Below are 16,532 nucleotides of genomic sequence, written 5' to 3' on the forward strand. Positions count from 1 at the left end.
CAAAAATTTTATTGATTTTGTTTTTATCTTTATACAAATTAATCTCATGAAAAAACTTTTACTCTTTTGTTTCCTAACCGGTTATCTCCATATAGCTGCCCAGACAGAACTTGTTTTTGTTTACTTCACGGACAAGCCTAATAAAGCTGCATTTTATGCTAATCCGCTTACAGAATTGAGCCAAAAATCACTCAGCAGACGTACAACACTGGGAATTCCGCTTAATGACCAGGATGCTCCTATTGAGCAGTCTTATATTCAGAATCTTCAAAATCTGGGTTTTACTGTAGTTGATTATTCAAAATGGCTTAACGGAGCTGCTGTCAATGTTACTACTGCCCAAAAAACAATACTTCAGGGCCTGTCTTTCGTACTTTCAGTAGAAAGTTTTGCCAAAAACAGCTCGGTTTTAGTAAAATCAGCACCCGGAAAATGGAAAGACGATTCCAGTATCAATAAGGTACTTACCAGTTTCAATTATGGCTCTGGTGCCGCACAAATTGACCAGGTAAATTTACGTCCTCTGCATGTCGCAGGATATACGGGAACAGGTATTTCCATAGCGGTCATAGATGCCGGATTTCCGACAGTGAATACAGGCAGTGCTTTTTCAAGATTATGGAATGGAAACCACATAAAAGATGCTTATGATTTCGTTACGAAAACCGGAGATATCTACAACACTTCACTCAGCACTCATGGGTCAGCAATTCTGGGGGCTATTGGCGGATATCTGGAAGATACTTTCGTAGGTTCAGCACCTGATGCAGATTTTTATCTGTACCGTAGTGAGAATGCAGCGGTTGAAGTTCCTGAAGAGGAGTTATATTGGATTGAAGCTGCAGAGGAAGCCGATAGAAAAGGAGTTGAGATTATTACCTCATCTCTGGGATATAATATATTTGATGACTCACGCTATAATTACACCTATGCTGATATGAACGGAACTACTTCCTTCATTGCGAGAGGGGCACAAATTGCGGCTGAGAAGGGAATTTTTGTTCTTGCGGCTGCCGGAAATTCAGGGGAACAGCCCTGGCATTATCTTCTGACCCCTTCAGACAATGCCAAAGTATTCTCCATTGGTTCTGTGGATTCTGCAGGAAATCCTTCGGACTTCTCTTCTTTCGGGCCTAATGCTCTTGGAGTCGTAAAGCCTGACGGAAGTACCCAGGGTACAGGCACAACAACAGTTTATGATAACAACACTATTATTGTAAACGGGACTTCTATTTCTACCCCAATTGCAGCGGGAGGAGTAGCTTGTCTTATACAGGCATTTCCTGCAATGAACAGGGACCAGATAAGAACAAGGCTGAGACAAACTGCATCCCTTTATCCCAACCCCAGTGATCAGATAGGATATGGTATTCTAAATTTCGGAAGTTTATACAATTCTGTTCTGAATACTTCTGAAATTGTAAGAAAGGAAAAACTTACCCTATTCCCCAATCCCGTTAAAAACATTCTGAATATTGCCTCTGAAGAAGAAATACAGTCATTGGAAATCTATGACAATCTGGGAAGACTGGTCAGAAAGAACAGCAACCTAAAATCTATAAAGGTTGAAGATTTTGCAAAGGGAATTTATTATCTGAAAATTCAGACAAAGGATAAAGTCTATTATGAAAAGTTTATTAAGGAATAAATATATTTTCCCGCAGATTAAACAATTTCCTTTATCTGCGGGAAGTTTAATTCTTTTGAAATTATTATCATAGGTTTAGGCTAAAGCCGACGGATCGGGCTATAAAAAAACGGGCTAAAGCCCGTTTTTATGGATATAGATTATTCTATTATCAGTAAAATCAGTCTCGTTTTAAAGAAACTTAAGCCGAGTTTCTACTGGCATTGATATTCCCGAATAAAGAACGTGTTACCAGCTTTTCATAAGCTTCCTTATTTCCTTCTCCTTTCTGAATCTTCATTAATGCATACTGCTGAATACTCAGGAGCGGAAGTACAATTCTTTCACGGATCTTCACAGATTTTCTGGAAAGCGGATCTTCTTCCTGCAGCATTTTAAATCCGGTTAACTCCAACATGATATCTCTTGAAAGCTCATATTCATCAAAAAGGATATTCCAGAATGCTCCGAACTTTGGATTGTTTTTGATATAGTAAGTCAGAGGGAAATAAGATTTGTTCATACTCATCATTGAGTTCAAAACTAAAGTTTTAAAGAAATCCGAGCCTTTATACAGTTCTCTCACTTCGTCAAACCTTCCCTGCTCCTTCATCTTTTCCATAGCATATCCGAAACCAAAAAATCCCGGTACATTCTGCTTAAGCTGTGACCATGATCCTACAAATGGAATGGCTCTCAGGTCTTCAAACTTCAGTTCACTTCCGTTTCCTCTTTTGGAAGGACGGCTTCCGATATTGGTTTTCCCATAATATTCAAGGGTACTCATTTCCTGAAGATAAGGTACAAACATAGGATGAGCTTTTAAATCTGAATATTTCTGATAACTGATATCTGCTAATTCCATTATCAAAGCTCTTTCCTTTTCGGTAAGCTCTTTTTTTGCATTTTTAAACACATCATTTTCCACTCCTGCTGTAAGAAGCTGTTCAAAGTTGTATTTTGCCTGTTCTTTATTTCCGAAAATACTGGTGATCGTCTGTCCCTGAATGGTTAATTCAATCTTATTATTGGCAATCGTTTTTCCCTGTGAAGCGTAGAAATCGTGGGTTTTCCCGCCTCCTCTGGCTGGTGGCCCTCCTCTGCCATCGAAGAATACAACTCTGATATTACTCTGTTCGGAAAGCCTCGTTAATACTTCTTTCGCTTTATAAATTTCCCAGTTGGCTTTTAAATAGCCCCCATCTTTGGTTCCATCAGAGAATCCAAGCATGATCGTCTGCTGATTTCCTCTCTTTTCAAGGTGCTTTTTATAGACAGGATCCTGGTACAGTGCATTCATCACATGTTCCGCATTCGCCAAACCTTCCATGGTTTCAAAAAGGGGAACAATATCCATATTGATATCTTCGTCTTTGTAACCGCATATTTTAAAGAATGCATATACATTCATAACATCTTTTACATCATCTGAATTGGAGATAATATAGCGGTTCATCCCTCTTAGTCCATTTAAACTTTGGATTTCCGAAACTTGTGAAACGGTTAATAAAGTATCTTTTACAATATCCTCAAAATCATCAGCATTTACTTTTTCAGAAATCCGGATCAGCTTCCTAAACTTCTGTTCGGAATCAGCTTCTTCGTCTCCGTATACCTTTGCAAAGACCTCATCAATAACTTTCTGGTGAATTCGGCTGTCCTGGCGTACATCTAAGGTTGCAAAATGAGTTCCAAAGATCATTACACGATCCCTGAAATTCGCTAAAAGATCCAAAAACAAAGAATTATGTTCATTAATCAGAATTTTTTCTGCCTCATTTGCTTTCTTTAAAATATCTTCTGTTGTAATATTTTCACCATTGAAAATAGCAGCATATAGCTCTTCACTCAGTTGGGTCAGTATTTCAGAAACTCCTCTGAAGCTCAATCTTCTTCTGATGAATTTCAAATGGCTGTAATACGATTTTAAAATGGCTGAACGAAGCTCTTCGGCTACTCTTTTCGTAACATCTGCCGTTACAAAAGGATTCCCGTCCCTATCCCCTCCCGGCCAGAAGCCAAGCTGAATGATATCTTCATGCAGATGAAAATGTCCGTTTCCGAAAGTTTTTTTAATCTTTGTAAACAGTTCACCTATGGTATCATAATATACATATCTCAGATAAGAAATAATGCTCAGTGCCTCATCAATCGGGGTTGGTTTTTCTTTATTTACAAAAGGCGTTTTCCCCAACTGCTGAAGAAGCGTATCAATCTGTGTAACAGAATCGCTGGTAATAGCACCTCTTAAATCCTGAATGATTCTTTGTACCGAACTTGGGTAAAACTGCGTCGGATGTGCCGTAAACACAACCTTTATACTGAAATCTTTTAATTTTTCACGTACTTTTTCAATTTTATGGTCCTGAAAAGAACGTTCGAAGAGGTTGGTTACCGTTCCGCTGTCACTTTCTGAATGGAGATTCGGAAATGCGGCATCTTCAATGCTGTCGAATAAAACCACCTGTCTTTCTATGTACTGAATAATCTTGAAAAGCAGTTCGAGTTTCTGTTCTTCGGATTGAAGATCAGTATGGTTTTTAAAAAACTCTTCAACTATTTCTTCGGGAGTTTTTCCTGCTTCATAGCCGGTTCTGCTTTCCTCATAAAGAAATGGAAGGAGCATACCGATATTTGTCATTTTATCATAGGGCAGGCTCATAAATAATGAATTGTAGATCTGGAATTTGTTCTCCACGATCTGCCTGAATTTTTCTGCGCGTTGGTCGTGTATCATATTAACAAATGTAGGTGATTTTGAAATGAGTTGAATTGACAAATGACAAAAATTAAGGGCTCAAAACAAAAATAATATTAATTTTTGCTTAAAAACTGAATAATTGAGTAGCCATTACTATGAAGTGAAATATTAGTAATATCTTAACCTTTTAAGATTATTATGCACTCATTTACCATTGGAATGTAATAAATCCCGTTTCCAGAGTGTTTTACCTGTAAATAAATCACATGAAGATTCTATTAACCTCCGCTTTTTTCTTATTATTGCTAAATACCTCTCTGTTTTCGGGACAAACAACAGCGCAAAAAAACTCTGACAGTATTGATATTTTTATTAAAAGTAAAATGGAACAATTAGGAATTCCAGGACTTCAATTAGGTATCATTAGAAATGGAAAACTTGAAAAACTGAACAATTACGGATGGGCAAATATTGAACATCATTCAATGACACAAAATAATTCTGTCTTTTCTATCAATTCTATGACCAAAGCATTTGTAGGCGTTGCCATTTTGCAGCTGCAAGAGAAGGGTAAATTAAAAACAGACGATTCTATTTCTAAATATCTCACTGATATCCCCAATGAATGGAAACCCATCACTATCAAACAATTATTAAGCAATACTTCAGGACTTCCCAATAATATTGATAATAAAGAGCAGTTGCTGGGCGACGGAACAGAAGAAAAAAATTGGGAAATGGTGAAAAAACAGTCCATGGAATTTATTCCCGGAGAACAATTCAGCTATAATCAGACCGGTTATTATATTTTAGGGAGAATTATCACACAGCTTAGCGGACAACATTTTACAAAATTTATTGAAGATAATCAATTCAAACTATGCCAGATGTCCGTTACACAATTTGGAGACTCCAATGATATTATTGAAAATAATGCCGGAGCCTATTCTACGATCATTAATAAAGAGGGGAAATGGATCAATGCCGGATCCCTGCACAATATTTTTGCCAGCTTTCCGCTATTTTTCCGGACGGCTACAGGAATTCTTTCTTCCGCCGAAGATATCAGCCACTGGTTAATCGCCTTACAGGAAGGAAAACTGCTTCAAAATGAAAAAAGTATCAAAGAACTTTTCACGACTGTAAAGCTTAATAATGGCAGTATTGGCGGCTTTAACAAACTGACTAACGGATATGCTTTAGGATGGCCAACAGTGGTAAGACCTGAACATCCTGCTGCGGCTCCTGTTGGAGGGATGCGCTCGGCTCTTTTTGTGTATACTGAAGATGATTTGTCAATCATTGTTTTAACTAATTTACAGGGAGCAAATCCGGAATGGTTTATTGATGAAATTGCAAGTTATTATATCCCTGACATGAAAATTGAAAATAGTTTCGGACTGAGTCCCAATATGAAACTTCTCTATCATCAGATCACCCTGGATGGCTATGAAAATACTGAAAAGGCCTATCAAAAGATAAAGAAAAAACAAAAAAGCTTTACATTGCCCGAAGAAGAAATAAATACCTGGGCCTACCAGCTTATGGGCCGAAATCTAAAGGAGAAGGCTCTTTATATTTTCAAGTTAAATACGATATTGCATCCGAACAGCTTCAATGTCTACGACAGTTATGGTGAAATATTGGATGTATTGGGATATCAGAAAGAGGCTGTTGCCAATTATAAAAAGTCATTGCTACTCAACCCTGATAATACCAATGCTTCCAATTATTTAAAAAGTAAAAAATAATCTTAACAAACAGAGACTATATCTTTATTAATAAATTTCAATGAAATGAAAAGCCCTGTTTTATTGAAAACCCCTAAATTTATGGTATATTTAAACACGCATGGGCTATATCAGAGAATACTACGAACAAATTGTCAAATTACAGGAGTCAGAATGGGCATTTATCGCAGGGCATTTCCACAGAAAAATATATTCTAAAAATGAGGTCATTACCCAGCATGGAGATACTGAAAACTTCCTATCTTTTATAGAATCAGGCCTGGTGAGATTTTATATTCCTGATGATGACTACGGCTATACATTCAGTTTCAGTTTTGAGAAAGAATTTACCTGTGCCTATGATTCTTTTCTTACGCAAACTCCTTCAGAATATGAAATGCAGGCTTTAACGGAAACGGTAGTCTGGCAGATTTCTTATGATGACCTGCAGAAAATCTATAATCAGACGACTGTTGGAAACCATTTGGGACGTTTTGCTTCTGAGAAACTGTTTCTAGCCAAAAGTAAGAGAGAGCTTTCATTACTGAAGCTTACCGCTAAAGAACGCTATCTGAAATTATTTACAGAACAGCCGGAAATGCTGAAACGCGTTCCACTAAAATACATTGCATCTTATATCGGCATCACCCCACAGGCTTTAAGCAGAATCCGCAGACAGATTAATTAACATAGGTTCATTGTATATCTCTCCCCTTCTGCGGAACTTTGCGGGAAAATACAACAATGAATTTATCTATTCTAGCCTATGGAAACCGCATTTTGAAACAGAAATGCTCAAAGATCAGTGGAAATACCCCAGAGATACAGAAACTGGTAGCTGATATGTGGACTACGATGGAAAACGCCAATGGCTGCGGCCTCTCCTCTTCTCAGATTGGAAAACCACTTCAGCTATTCGTGGTTGACAGCGAGATCACCTATAAAAATATGGATTCAGAGGATAAGATTTTATATTTTAAAAAGAATGATAAAGGTATTAAGGAAACCTTTATTAATGCTAAAATTATCCACAGCTCAGAAGAAACCTGGGAAGATTACGAAGGATGCCTGAGTATTCCCGGACTTTCTCAAAAGGTAAAGAGACCCTGGGAAATTACTATTGAATATATGGATCAACATTTCACAAAGCATACCAAAGCCTTTACAGGTTTAACAGCCAGAATTATCCAGCATGAGTACGATCATACCCTTGGGATCTTATATACCGACCGTCTGACACCTTTATCAAAAAAGCTCATGGAATCTAAACTCAAAAAAATTATCAATGGGAATATTGAAGTGGGATATCCGATGAAGTTTTTATAAATTTGGCGCCAATCATGCATGTCAAATTCTTTCCAATGATAAAATTGAACTTCGGAATTATTTTTTATACGATTTTAGGGATCTTAACCTTCTTAATAGGCATTTATCTATTACAATATTTTATTCTTCTTTCTATTATTTTTTTCATTGGTTCATTCATCAATGGAGTTTTCATTCACAAAGAATATTCTCTTAATACAATTGATACAACTGAATATGATGAAAATTCAGTTCCTGATGAAGTTATCATCAAATATTCGCGTTCGGGTATAATTATCGCTATTGCTACTTACAGTATATTTCTGATTCTGGGCCTGTTTTTTCTTTTAGGCTTTAATTTCAAATTCACAGGAACAGCAATAGTGGTGTTATGTATACTTCTTGGATTTACCGGTTATTTTATTTTTAAAATAATTTCACAAGTCAAAAAAATATCACAAATTATCATCTCCATCAATGGAAAAGGAATTCAGATAAAAAATAATAAAAGGTATCTGTGGAATGAAATTCAACTTGAAAAGATTATTGTAAAACGCTTGGTAAGCCGTGAGTCTAAACACGATTACAAACCTGAAATAAATTATTTATACTTTTTTCACAACAACGACAAGATCGAAATAAAGATCGATGATTTTGATATGACAGATGACCAGCTTGCACAGGTTTTGAAAATATTTAGAGCTCGTTTTAATAATTCAGCTTTAACACAGCTATGATTACAAAACATTCATTACTTTTACTCTCCACACCATCCATAGACCATGAAAAAAATATTTACTTTTCTGCTAATAACAATTCTGTTCATCTCTTGTGAAAAAGACTGTTATAATGCACCACAACCCATCGTTTTTGAGTTCGTAAATGCCAATAATGAAAATCTTATTGCCAACGGAACATTGACAACTTATTCACTTAAAGACGAAAATAATGTCAGTGTACCATTAACCAAAACATCTGACAATATGGTTATTCTGGAAAATGTAGGAGCATATAACGGTATTAAAAAATATACATTTTCTTCTAATGTTAAATCTTTTGATTTATCAATACAATCATCTGAATTTAAAGGAGGTTGTGATGGCTATCAAATTAATAAATTAACGTTTACAGGCATAGATATTGATGCAACTGATGAAAAAGGACATTATAAAATTGTACTGTAAACCTATTCTCTATGAAAATAATCATCGCATTTTCCCTCATTCTCTCCAATCTGCTTTACAGCCAGATCAAGACTCCCGATGATTATAAAAAAATCCCTGATATCCTCGATACGGTAGATTATCTTTATCCGTTTATAGTTCCGGACAAAGACTATGCATACTGGAGAGTTCTCAATAATGATACAGATCCTGACAAGGCTATCATTTATGAAAGTCAGGCTCCTGATTATATGACGATCAATGATCCGGCTCCTGAAAAAGGTTTTTTCCAGCGGTGTACAGGTAATAATTGCTTTTCATATATTTTGGCATGCAGGCAGGAAAGATCTGTTTATTTTTCCAATGAACAGCAGCTTAGAGATTTTATCGGAACAGTGGATAATCTTCCTGAAGCTTTGTTGATAGCAAGAACTTATGGCTATTCTATTGATACCAAAAACAGGTTTACGGGATCTTATAAAATAGATGACCGTTATATTTCGATGTATGCTTTACAGTCTAAAGGGTGTCCGGTTATTAAAGAATCCTTTCTAATTAAAATCAATAGAAAAAACGGTAAGCTGGAAGCTAAAAGCAATGGGATTTACTCTAAAAATGAAGATTGCACTGTTCTTTAGTGATTTGCTGAAAACGTAAGAATTCCCTCCGATAAAATTAATACTTCGCTGTAATACATTAAGGTAAATGAAGATCAGAACAATAGATGTTGCCCGCTTTACTTAATTATTCCTGATTACTTAAATACCTTAATGTTTCAATTCTCTTAAGCAGGTGTATGATGAATTAGATATTAATTGCCCCTTGCCCTGAGGCAATGAGGTATGCTTCTTTTAAAGTTTCAGAGTACGTTGGATGGGCATAGGAAATACGAAACATATCTTCAGCCGTCACTTCATATTCCTGAGCAATTACCCCCTGTGCAATAAGGTCTGCAGCTCTGGCACCAATAATGTGAACTCCCAGAACTTCTCCATATTTAGGATCTACCAGAACTTTTGCAAATCCATCCATATCCATTGAAGCTCTTGCTCTCGCACTGGCGGAAAAAGGAAACTTTCCAATATTGTAAGCAATGTTATTTTTCTTTAAATATTCTTCGGAATATCCCACAGAAGCTACTTCGGGCCATGTATATACTACAGACGGAATACGGTTGTAATGAATATGTCTCTTTTGTCCATTGATGGTCTCCGCCACAAAAACACCTTCTTCTTCAGCTTTATGAGCCAGCATGACTCCTCCAATGACATCTCCTATTGCATAGATATTAGGTACGGAGGTCTGATTGTTTTCATCCACTTTAATAAATCCCCGTTCATCTGCCTGTACATCTGTATTTTCAAGGCCAAGACCTTTCACAAACGGAGATCTTCCCACTGCCACCAAAATATATTCAGCCTCCAGTGTATCTTCTTTACCACTTTTATCTTTAAAAAAGACTTTTGCTCCGGAGCCCGAGTTTTCAGTTTTATAAACAGCATGATTCAGACGAATATCTATTCCTTCTTTTTTCAGAATTTTCTGAAGGTTTTTCCCCAGATCATGATCCATAGAAGCAATCAGGTGATCAGCATATTCAAGGATAGTCACCTGAGTTCCGATACGGTTAAAAATAGAGGCCATTTCAACACCTATCACTCCTCCGCCGATAATAACTATCGATTTCGGTTTTTCATGTAAGGATAAAGCTTCAGTAGAAGTAATGATTCTTTTCTTATCAATCTCTACACCAGGAATGGTTGAAGGTTTTGATCCTGTTGCGATGATGTAGTGCCGGGCTGTAATCTCTTTAATTTCGGACTCATTTACAATCTTTACAGTAGAATTATTCACGAAACCCGCAGTTCCTTTCAGCCTGGTGATTTTATTTTTATTCATCAGAAAATCAAGTCCGGCGGTATTTTTTGAGACCACTTCTGATTTCCTTTTATACATCTGAGCAAAATCAAGCTCTACCTGATCCAGCTTTATACCATGCTCCTTAAATTTACTTTGAGCTTCTGCGTAATGATGTGTACTGTCTAGCAGAGCTTTTGTCGGAATACAGCCTACATTGGTACAGGTACCTCCCAAAGTGTCATATTTCTCTATAATCACAGTGCTATAACCGAGTTGTGCGCTTCTTATCGCTGCTACGTATCCGCCAGGTCCTGATCCTATCACGGCAATATCATAATGTTCCATTTTATTTATTAATTTTTTATGATTAAATTTACTTGCAAAATAAAAGCAAAATTAAATTAAACACTTTCAATTTGCAAGTATTATTTAAAAATTAACAAAATGAGTAAAAAAAGATCAGACTGCCCCATCAGTTGCTCCCTTGAAATGTGGGGAGACAGGTGGTCTCTGTTGATTATCCGCGATTTGATGATAAAAAAGGAATGTACCTATGGCGATTTTCTGAAAGCTGATGAAAAAATAGCTACCAATATTCTCGCTTCACGGCTTCAAAATCTAATGGATGACGGGATTATCGGCAAAAGGGATCATCCAGACAATAAACTGAAAATCCTGTATCACCTTACAGAAAAAGGAATTGATCTGATTCCCATAATTGTTGAAATTAACCTTTGGGGGGATAAGTACTTGACAATTCCGGATGACCGGAAAAAATTACTTGACGATATAAAGAAAGGAAAAGAGGATTTTATAAAACGGGCAAAAGTCTATCTTTTGAGTCCTCAGTAGTTTCCGGATGAAAACGATCAGATAATAGCTTTCATTAAAATGAATCATAGTAATTTTAAAATTTCGTTAACTCAGTTTTACTTTTTCATTCCGTAAATTTGACTTAAATAAATTTAGAACAATGCTTAATTTCGAATTTAAAAATCCAACTAAAATACTTTTCGGGAAGGGTGAAATTGCAAAAATTTCCAAAGAAATCCCTAAAGATGCTAAGATATTAATGATCTACGGTGGTGGAAGCATTAAAAACAATGGTGTTTACGATCAGGTGAAAGAAGCTTTAAAAGATCATGAGCTTTATGAGTTCGGAGGAGTTCCTGCCAACCCTGAATATGAAGTCCTGATCAATGCTTTGAGCTTCATTAAAGAAAAAAACATCACTTATCTTCTTGCTGTGGGTGGCGGATCGGTAATTGACGGAACAAAATTCCTTTCTGCAGCAGCCAATTATAATGGTGAGCCATGGGAAATTCTGAAAAAGCCGGTAAGAACTTTTGAAGGTGAAGGAATGCCTTTCGGCAGTATCTTGACCCTTCCTGCAACGGGTTCTGAAATGAATTCGGGATATGTAATCTCAAGAAGAGAAACGAATGAAAAACTGTCTTCAGGAGGGCCTGGTCTTTTCCCGGAGTTTTCTGTTTTAGATCCTGAAGTGATCAGATCTATTCCTAAAAACCAAATCGTAAACGGAATCACGGATGCCTATACCCACGTATTGGAGCAATATATGACTGCACCTTCTTCTGCTGATCTGCAGGAAAGAATTGCAGAAAGCATCCTGATCAGCCTGCAGGAAACTGCGCCTAAGGTTTTGGCTGACGATTTTAACTATGACGCTGCAGGAAATTTCATGTGGTGCTGTACAATGGCCTTAAACGGATTAATCCAGAAAGGAGTCATTACAGACTGGGCAGTACACGCTATGGGACACGAGCTGACGGCTTATTTCGGTATTGACCATGCCAGAACTCTTGCTATTATCGCTCCATCCCACTACCGTTATAATTTTGAAGACAAAAAAGGCAAACTGGCTCAATATGCGGAAAGAGTTTGGGGAATTAAAGAAGGCACTGTAGAGGAAAGAGCGGAACTGGGAATCAAAAAACTTGAAGAATTTTTCCACAGCCTTCATATTAAAACTAAACTTTCTGAATATACAGAAGACTATAAAGGCACTGCTGAAAAAGTAGAAAAAGCTTTTACAGAAAGAAACTGGCTTGGGCTTGGGGAGTACAAAAAACTGACTCCGCAAGACGCATTAAAGATTGTAGAAATGAGTTATTAAAAATTTAAGGCTGGAATGAAAACCTTGATATCTATAAGTTTCACAATATCATAATTTAAGTTTCGTCTATAGCCTGGTTGGCAGTAAATCTATATTAAAAGCGGGGTAAACTCCGCTTTTATTGATTAATACTGGTGTTAAATAGCAAAATTCTAGTTTTTAAACTAGAATTCTTTTTCAGCCGTTTTTAATTAAAATCTTAAACAGAGTTTTAAGAATTATCTTTTTTATAAACATTTGTTTAGAAAATCGTGATTTCATTACGGATATTTCAAATTTATTTATATTTTAGCATATTCTTAAATTTGTAAAATGAAAAAACAACTACTTTTATTGGCCTTTTCTGCCTTGGCACTTACCTCTTGTAAAGATGATAATATTGATGCATACGAAATGGACATAATGAAGGGAGATTGGAAGGAAGTTAAAAGGGAAATAATTTCCGGAAAAGACAATAAAACAGTACTTTATACTGAGATTTTAACAGGATGTGAGGCTAAGAACACGCTTTTCCTTAGAACAGATTACTATGTAAGCTATACTGCGTATACCGGAACAGGAGCAGACTGCCAGCAATCTGATAAAAATGAAGGAACCTATACTTATGATGGTGACTCTAAAGTTCTAGGGATTAAATTCAATGGAGAAGGAAACATGAACTATAAAATTGAAGTTTTAACCAACAAAGAATTCAGACTTGCACAGCAATTTGGAAACTTTGACATCAATGGAGATAAGATCCCCGACATCAACTACGTTAGTTACAAAAGATAAAACATAAAACTCCCGATGATCGGGAGTTTTTTATTATTTTTAACTCAAATTTAAATCTGAAAACAATGAAGAAGATTCTATCAGCATTTCTATTGCTGTATTTTACCTTTTCCTTTTCGCAGGAAACAAAACCAATGTATTGGCAAGACGTTCAGGAATTCAAGAAACTAGATCAACAAAACCCTCCTCCAAAAGATGCCATTTTATTCATAGGGAGTTCATCTTTTACAAAATGGACAGATGTTGCCGATTATTTTCCTGGTAAAACGATCATTAACAGAGGTTTTGGAGGTTCCAGGCTTGCAGATCTTAATTATTTTGCCAATGATCTCCTAGCCCCTTATCAGCCGAAGCAGATCATTATATACTGTGGTGAGAATGACTTTGCCGATAATCATCAGCTAAAAGCGGAGGAAGTTGTCAGCAGGTACAAAGATTTTTATGCAAAAATACGCCAGAGGTTTCCTGCAATTGAAGTTGATTATATTTCAATGAAGTATTCTCCCAGCAGAGAGCAGCTATGGCCGCAGATGAAGCAAGCCAATACCATGATTGCTGCTTTTATGAAAAAACAACGTAAGTCTAAATTTATTGACGTTACAAAAGCCATGGAAGATTCCAACGGAAATGTAAGAAAAGACATCTTTGTAGAAGATATGCTTCACTTTAAACCGGAAGGCTATAAAATCTGGGCAAAGGTGATGACTCCCTATATGAAGTAAACCAAAATCATGATAAAAAAAACAATAACCATTTTATTTTTTATTTCCCTGTATTCACTTTCGTTTTCTCAGAATAACCTGAATAAAAAAACAGCTCTTCAGGAGCTTTCAGAAAATGCCTGTCAATGCACTGATTCTATCTCCCTGGCTAACCGGAAGAAAGAAGATATCATCAAAGATATGCATGACTGCATTGACAAATATACAGGGGCTCTTCAGATTTCTAATCTTTTAAAAGGAGCAGAGAAACTGTCGGAAAAAGCGCCTGAAATGAATGGTAAAAAGCAGATTAACCTGACTTTTAATACCAACAAAGATTCACAGCAGTACAAGGACAGTTATAATGAAATTGAGCGGTATCTGATGCAAAACTGTGAAAGTCTGAAAAGAGCTACCCAAAGTTCAGAAACCAATTACGACAAGTTTTCAAAAAATGAAACTGCAATTGATTTCTACCAGAAAGCAGTTGATGCATCAAAAAAGGAAGACTGGAAAGAAGCCATCCAAAATTATGAACAGGCTTTAAAAATTGACCCAAAGTTTATTTATGCCTGGGATAATCTCGGAATATGTTACAGAAGGGTTGAAGAATATGATAAGGCTCTTCATGCTTATAAGCAGTCTTTATCTATTGATCCTAAAGGTAAAATGCCTTTACAGAATATAGCGATAACGTATGTTTATAAAAAGGAATATCAAAAAGCTATTGATGCATATAACGATTTTGACAAGGTATATCCAGGTGATCCGGAGGTTTACTATGGAATGGGGCAGGTCTACTTTACCCATTTGAAAAATAATGAAAAAGGGCTCGATAATATCTGCAGAGCATACAGGATTTACAGTGAGCAGAAATCTCCATATCGGTCTGATGCAGAAACCATGATAGGCTATATCTACAAGAGCATGAAAGAGGAAGGTAAATCAGATAGGTTTAAGGAAATATTAAAAAACAACAATATCAAATTTGACTAGGAAAATAAAAAACTCCCAATATAAAATGGGAGTTTTTTATTTTATTTCTTTCTTTTGGACTTAGAGATCGCTTTCTGCTGGGCTCTGTTTGCTCCAAACTTCTTAGGTGTTTTTCTTTTCGAAGGTCCACCCCAGTTTTCTTTTGTATTTTTAGACTTTTTCTCATGGAATGCTGCTCCCCCTTCATTCAGTTTTACCTGTGCCGGGTTTTTCATCACAATCTGATCTTCTTCAGAAACGATTTTTTTAGCATTGATCTTAACTTCTTCCGGGAAGTCATTAAATTTAAGATCCTTATCCATCAATAACTCAATATCAAGAATCAAAGGTTCTTCTTTTTTGGTAACAAAAGCGATTGCTTTACCTTCTTTATCAGCTCTACCGGTTCTACCGATTCTATGAATATACTGCTCCGGGATCTCAGGAATTTCAAAGTTGATAACATGGGTGACATTTGAAATATCAAGACCTCTTGCCATTACATCTGTAGTAATAAGTCCTCTTACTTCTTCGTCTTCAAAGCTTTTCATCGCCTTAAGTCTGTAATTCTGAGACTTATTGGAGTGAATTACATCAAACTGGCCAGGGAAAAGTTCATCTATTTTAGTAAAGAGCAGATCGGCATGTTTTTTATTATTGTTGAAAATCAAGACCTTAGACATATCGTCATTGTTCTTCAATAAATGCTCAAGAAGATTAATTTTTGTATTAAAGTTTTCAACTTTATACGCAGTCTGTTCGATTTTTTCAAGCGGTGTTCCCGATTTTGCCAACGAAATTTCAATTGGACTTGCAAAATACACATCCAGCATTTCATCTACGGCTTCTGTCATGGTTGCGGAGAAAAGAATGTTCTGTCTTTTCTCTTTCATCATTTCAAAAATATGAGTAAGCTGAGGTCTGAAACCTAAGTTCAGCATTTCATCAAATTCATCAATGATCAATTTCTGTACTTCTTTCAGAGAAATAGCATTATCTATGGAAAGATCCATCACTCTACCTGGAGTTCCAACCAAAATATCACAACCATCATTAAACAAAAGTTTTTGAGTGTTAATATTTTTCCCTCCATATATTCCAATTACTCTTGCAGTAATACCTTCTGTCAGTTTTTCAAGAATTTCAGTTACCTGAACCACCAATTCTCTTGTAGGAACAAGCACCAAAACAGTTGGGTTACCTGTTTTACTGTATTTCCAGCCTTTAAGAACCGGTAATAAATAAGCTAAAGTTTTTCCTGTTCCAGTCTGTGCAATTCCCATTACATCTCTTCCGGAAAGAATAGGCTTTAAGCTCTTCTCCTGGATCAGTGTAGGTTCAAATAATTCTAAATCTGCTAAAACATCAAGAATTTTAACCGGCAGGTCAAAATCTGCAAAAGTGAGTTTTTCCATTTTGCAAAGATAGGTATTAATATGTATAATTTAAAATATAGAGAAAAGAGGCAATTAAAAATGAAGAATAGAAAATAGGAATTTGAGAATAAAGACATAAAATGAAAAAAATTATAATAAGTCATCTTCAATTTTCCACTTTCA

General features: G+C 36.1%; 15 protein-coding genes. 12 read left to right on the forward strand and 3 right to left on the reverse strand.

Annotation, left to right across the window (positions count from 1 at the left end):
• Nucleotides 1-46: 46 nt before the first annotated feature.
• Nucleotides 47-1,648, forward strand: a complete 1,602-nt coding sequence (locus tag AC27VX_RS09780) for a S8/S53 family peptidase (protein ID WP_488695324.1) — start codon at nucleotides 47-49, stop codon at nucleotides 1,646-1,648.
• Nucleotides 1,649-1,829: 181 nt separating this feature from the next.
• On the opposite strand, the gene AC27VX_RS09785 is transcribed toward AC27VX_RS09780, so the two are convergent.
• Nucleotides 1,830-4,364 carry a phosphoenolpyruvate carboxylase gene (locus AC27VX_RS09785; protein WP_488695326.1) on the reverse strand — a complete coding sequence of 845 codons (2,535 nt, stop codon included), beginning with the start codon at nucleotides 4,362-4,364 and terminating at the stop codon, nucleotides 1,830-1,832.
• A 230-nt stretch (nucleotides 4,365-4,594) separates the two neighbouring features.
• Here AC27VX_RS09785 and AC27VX_RS09790 point away from each other — a divergent pair, with 230 nt between their 5' ends.
• From AC27VX_RS09790 to AC27VX_RS09815, 6 genes are all read left to right on the forward strand, one after another.
• Nucleotides 4,595-6,079: a serine hydrolase domain-containing protein gene (locus tag AC27VX_RS09790; RefSeq protein ID WP_236858581.1), complete on the forward strand. Its 1,485-nt coding sequence runs from the start codon at nucleotides 4,595-4,597 to the stop codon at nucleotides 6,077-6,079.
• Between the two features lie 100 nt (nucleotides 6,080-6,179).
• Entirely contained in the window at nucleotides 6,180-6,746 is a 567-nt protein-coding gene (locus AC27VX_RS09795) for a Crp/Fnr family transcriptional regulator (RefSeq protein WP_488695328.1), read from the forward strand.
• 56 nt (nucleotides 6,747-6,802) lie between these two features.
• Entirely contained in the window at nucleotides 6,803-7,384 is a 582-nt protein-coding gene (def, locus tag AC27VX_RS09800) for a peptide deformylase (RefSeq protein ID WP_488695330.1), read from the forward strand.
• 35 nt (nucleotides 7,385-7,419) lie between these two features.
• Entirely contained in the window at nucleotides 7,420-8,100 is a 681-nt protein-coding gene (locus AC27VX_RS09805) for a hypothetical protein (RefSeq protein ID WP_488695332.1), read from the forward strand.
• A gap of 45 nt (nucleotides 8,101-8,145) precedes the next feature.
• Nucleotides 8,146-8,547, forward strand: a complete 402-nt coding sequence (locus AC27VX_RS09810; protein ID WP_236858577.1) for a hypothetical protein — start codon at nucleotides 8,146-8,148, stop codon at nucleotides 8,545-8,547.
• 11 nt (nucleotides 8,548-8,558) lie between these two features.
• A complete protein-coding gene (locus AC27VX_RS09815) occupies nucleotides 8,559-9,164 on the forward strand; it encodes a hypothetical protein (protein WP_488695334.1) in 606 nt (201 codons plus the stop codon).
• A gap of 166 nt (nucleotides 9,165-9,330) precedes the next feature.
• On the opposite strand, the gene lpdA is transcribed toward AC27VX_RS09815, so the two are convergent.
• Entirely contained in the window at nucleotides 9,331-10,731 is a 1,401-nt protein-coding gene (gene lpdA, locus AC27VX_RS09820; protein WP_488695336.1) for a dihydrolipoyl dehydrogenase, read from the reverse strand.
• Nucleotides 10,732-10,830: 99 nt separating this feature from the next.
• On the opposite strand from lpdA, the gene AC27VX_RS09825 reads away from it, so the two are divergent.
• The 5 genes from AC27VX_RS09825 to AC27VX_RS09845 all read left to right on the forward strand — a co-directional run bounded on the left by AC27VX_RS09825 (nucleotide 10,831) and on the right by AC27VX_RS09845 (nucleotide 14,994).
• The gene (locus tag AC27VX_RS09825) at nucleotides 10,831-11,238 is read left to right on the forward strand and encodes a winged helix-turn-helix transcriptional regulator (RefSeq protein ID WP_488695338.1); all 408 of its coding nucleotides are present in this window, start codon (nucleotides 10,831-10,833) and stop codon (nucleotides 11,236-11,238) included.
• A 121-nt stretch (nucleotides 11,239-11,359) separates the two neighbouring features.
• Nucleotides 11,360-12,523: an iron-containing alcohol dehydrogenase gene (locus AC27VX_RS09830; protein WP_236858559.1), complete on the forward strand. Its 1,164-nt coding sequence runs from the start codon at nucleotides 11,360-11,362 to the stop codon at nucleotides 12,521-12,523.
• A 312-nt stretch (nucleotides 12,524-12,835) separates the two neighbouring features.
• A complete protein-coding gene (locus AC27VX_RS09835) occupies nucleotides 12,836-13,297 on the forward strand; it encodes a lipocalin-like domain-containing protein (RefSeq protein ID WP_236858557.1) in 462 nt (153 codons plus the stop codon).
• Nucleotides 13,298-13,362: 65 nt separating this feature from the next.
• Complete coding sequence (locus tag AC27VX_RS09840) at nucleotides 13,363-14,019, forward strand: GDSL-type esterase/lipase family protein (RefSeq protein WP_236858556.1); 657 nt, start codon at nucleotides 13,363-13,365, stop codon at nucleotides 14,017-14,019.
• A 9-nt stretch (nucleotides 14,020-14,028) separates the two neighbouring features.
• Complete coding sequence (locus tag AC27VX_RS09845) at nucleotides 14,029-14,994, forward strand: tetratricopeptide repeat protein (protein ID WP_236858540.1); 966 nt, start codon at nucleotides 14,029-14,031, stop codon at nucleotides 14,992-14,994.
• Between the two features lie 41 nt (nucleotides 14,995-15,035).
• Here the strand turns inward: AC27VX_RS09845 and AC27VX_RS09850 are convergent, their stop codons facing one another.
• Nucleotides 15,036-16,388: a DEAD/DEAH box helicase gene (locus AC27VX_RS09850; protein ID WP_488695341.1), complete on the reverse strand. Its 1,353-nt coding sequence runs from the start codon at nucleotides 16,386-16,388 to the stop codon at nucleotides 15,036-15,038.
• Nucleotides 16,389-16,532: the final 144 nt, after the last annotated feature.

The sequence above is a fragment of the Chryseobacterium sp. 14P4.3.2 genome (genome assembly GCF_057799275.1).

Coding starts and splice junctions, on each gene's coding strand:
- lpdA (WP_488695336.1), bottom strand. CDS start 10,731: ATGGAACATTATGATATTGCCGTGATAGGATCAGGACCTGGCGGATAC.
- AC27VX_RS09840 (WP_236858556.1), top strand. CDS start 13,363: ATGAAGAAGATTCTATCAGCATTTCTATTGCTGTATTTTACCTTTTCC.
- AC27VX_RS09780 (WP_488695324.1), top strand. CDS start 47: ATGAAAAAACTTTTACTCTTTTGTTTCCTAACCGGTTATCTCCATATA.
- AC27VX_RS09845 (WP_236858540.1), top strand. CDS start 14,029: ATGATAAAAAAAACAATAACCATTTTATTTTTTATTTCCCTGTATTCA.
- def (WP_488695330.1), top strand. CDS start 6,803: ATGAATTTATCTATTCTAGCCTATGGAAACCGCATTTTGAAACAGAAA.
- AC27VX_RS09785 (WP_488695326.1), bottom strand. CDS start 4,364: ATGATACACGACCAACGCGCAGAAAAATTCAGGCAGATCGTGGAGAAC.
- AC27VX_RS09810 (WP_236858577.1), top strand. CDS start 8,146: ATGAAAAAAATATTTACTTTTCTGCTAATAACAATTCTGTTCATCTCT.
- AC27VX_RS09790 (WP_236858581.1), top strand. CDS start 4,595: ATGAAGATTCTATTAACCTCCGCTTTTTTCTTATTATTGCTAAATACC.
- AC27VX_RS09830 (WP_236858559.1), top strand. CDS start 11,360: ATGCTTAATTTCGAATTTAAAAATCCAACTAAAATACTTTTCGGGAAG.
- AC27VX_RS09795 (WP_488695328.1), top strand. CDS start 6,180: ATGGGCTATATCAGAGAATACTACGAACAAATTGTCAAATTACAGGAG.
- AC27VX_RS09815 (WP_488695334.1), top strand. CDS start 8,559: ATGAAAATAATCATCGCATTTTCCCTCATTCTCTCCAATCTGCTTTAC.
- AC27VX_RS09835 (WP_236858557.1), top strand. CDS start 12,836: ATGAAAAAACAACTACTTTTATTGGCCTTTTCTGCCTTGGCACTTACC.
- AC27VX_RS09825 (WP_488695338.1), top strand. CDS start 10,831: ATGAGTAAAAAAAGATCAGACTGCCCCATCAGTTGCTCCCTTGAAATG.
- AC27VX_RS09805 (WP_488695332.1), top strand. CDS start 7,420: ATGATAAAATTGAACTTCGGAATTATTTTTTATACGATTTTAGGGATC.
- AC27VX_RS09850 (WP_488695341.1), bottom strand. CDS start 16,388: ATGGAAAAACTCACTTTTGCAGATTTTGACCTGCCGGTTAAAATTCTT.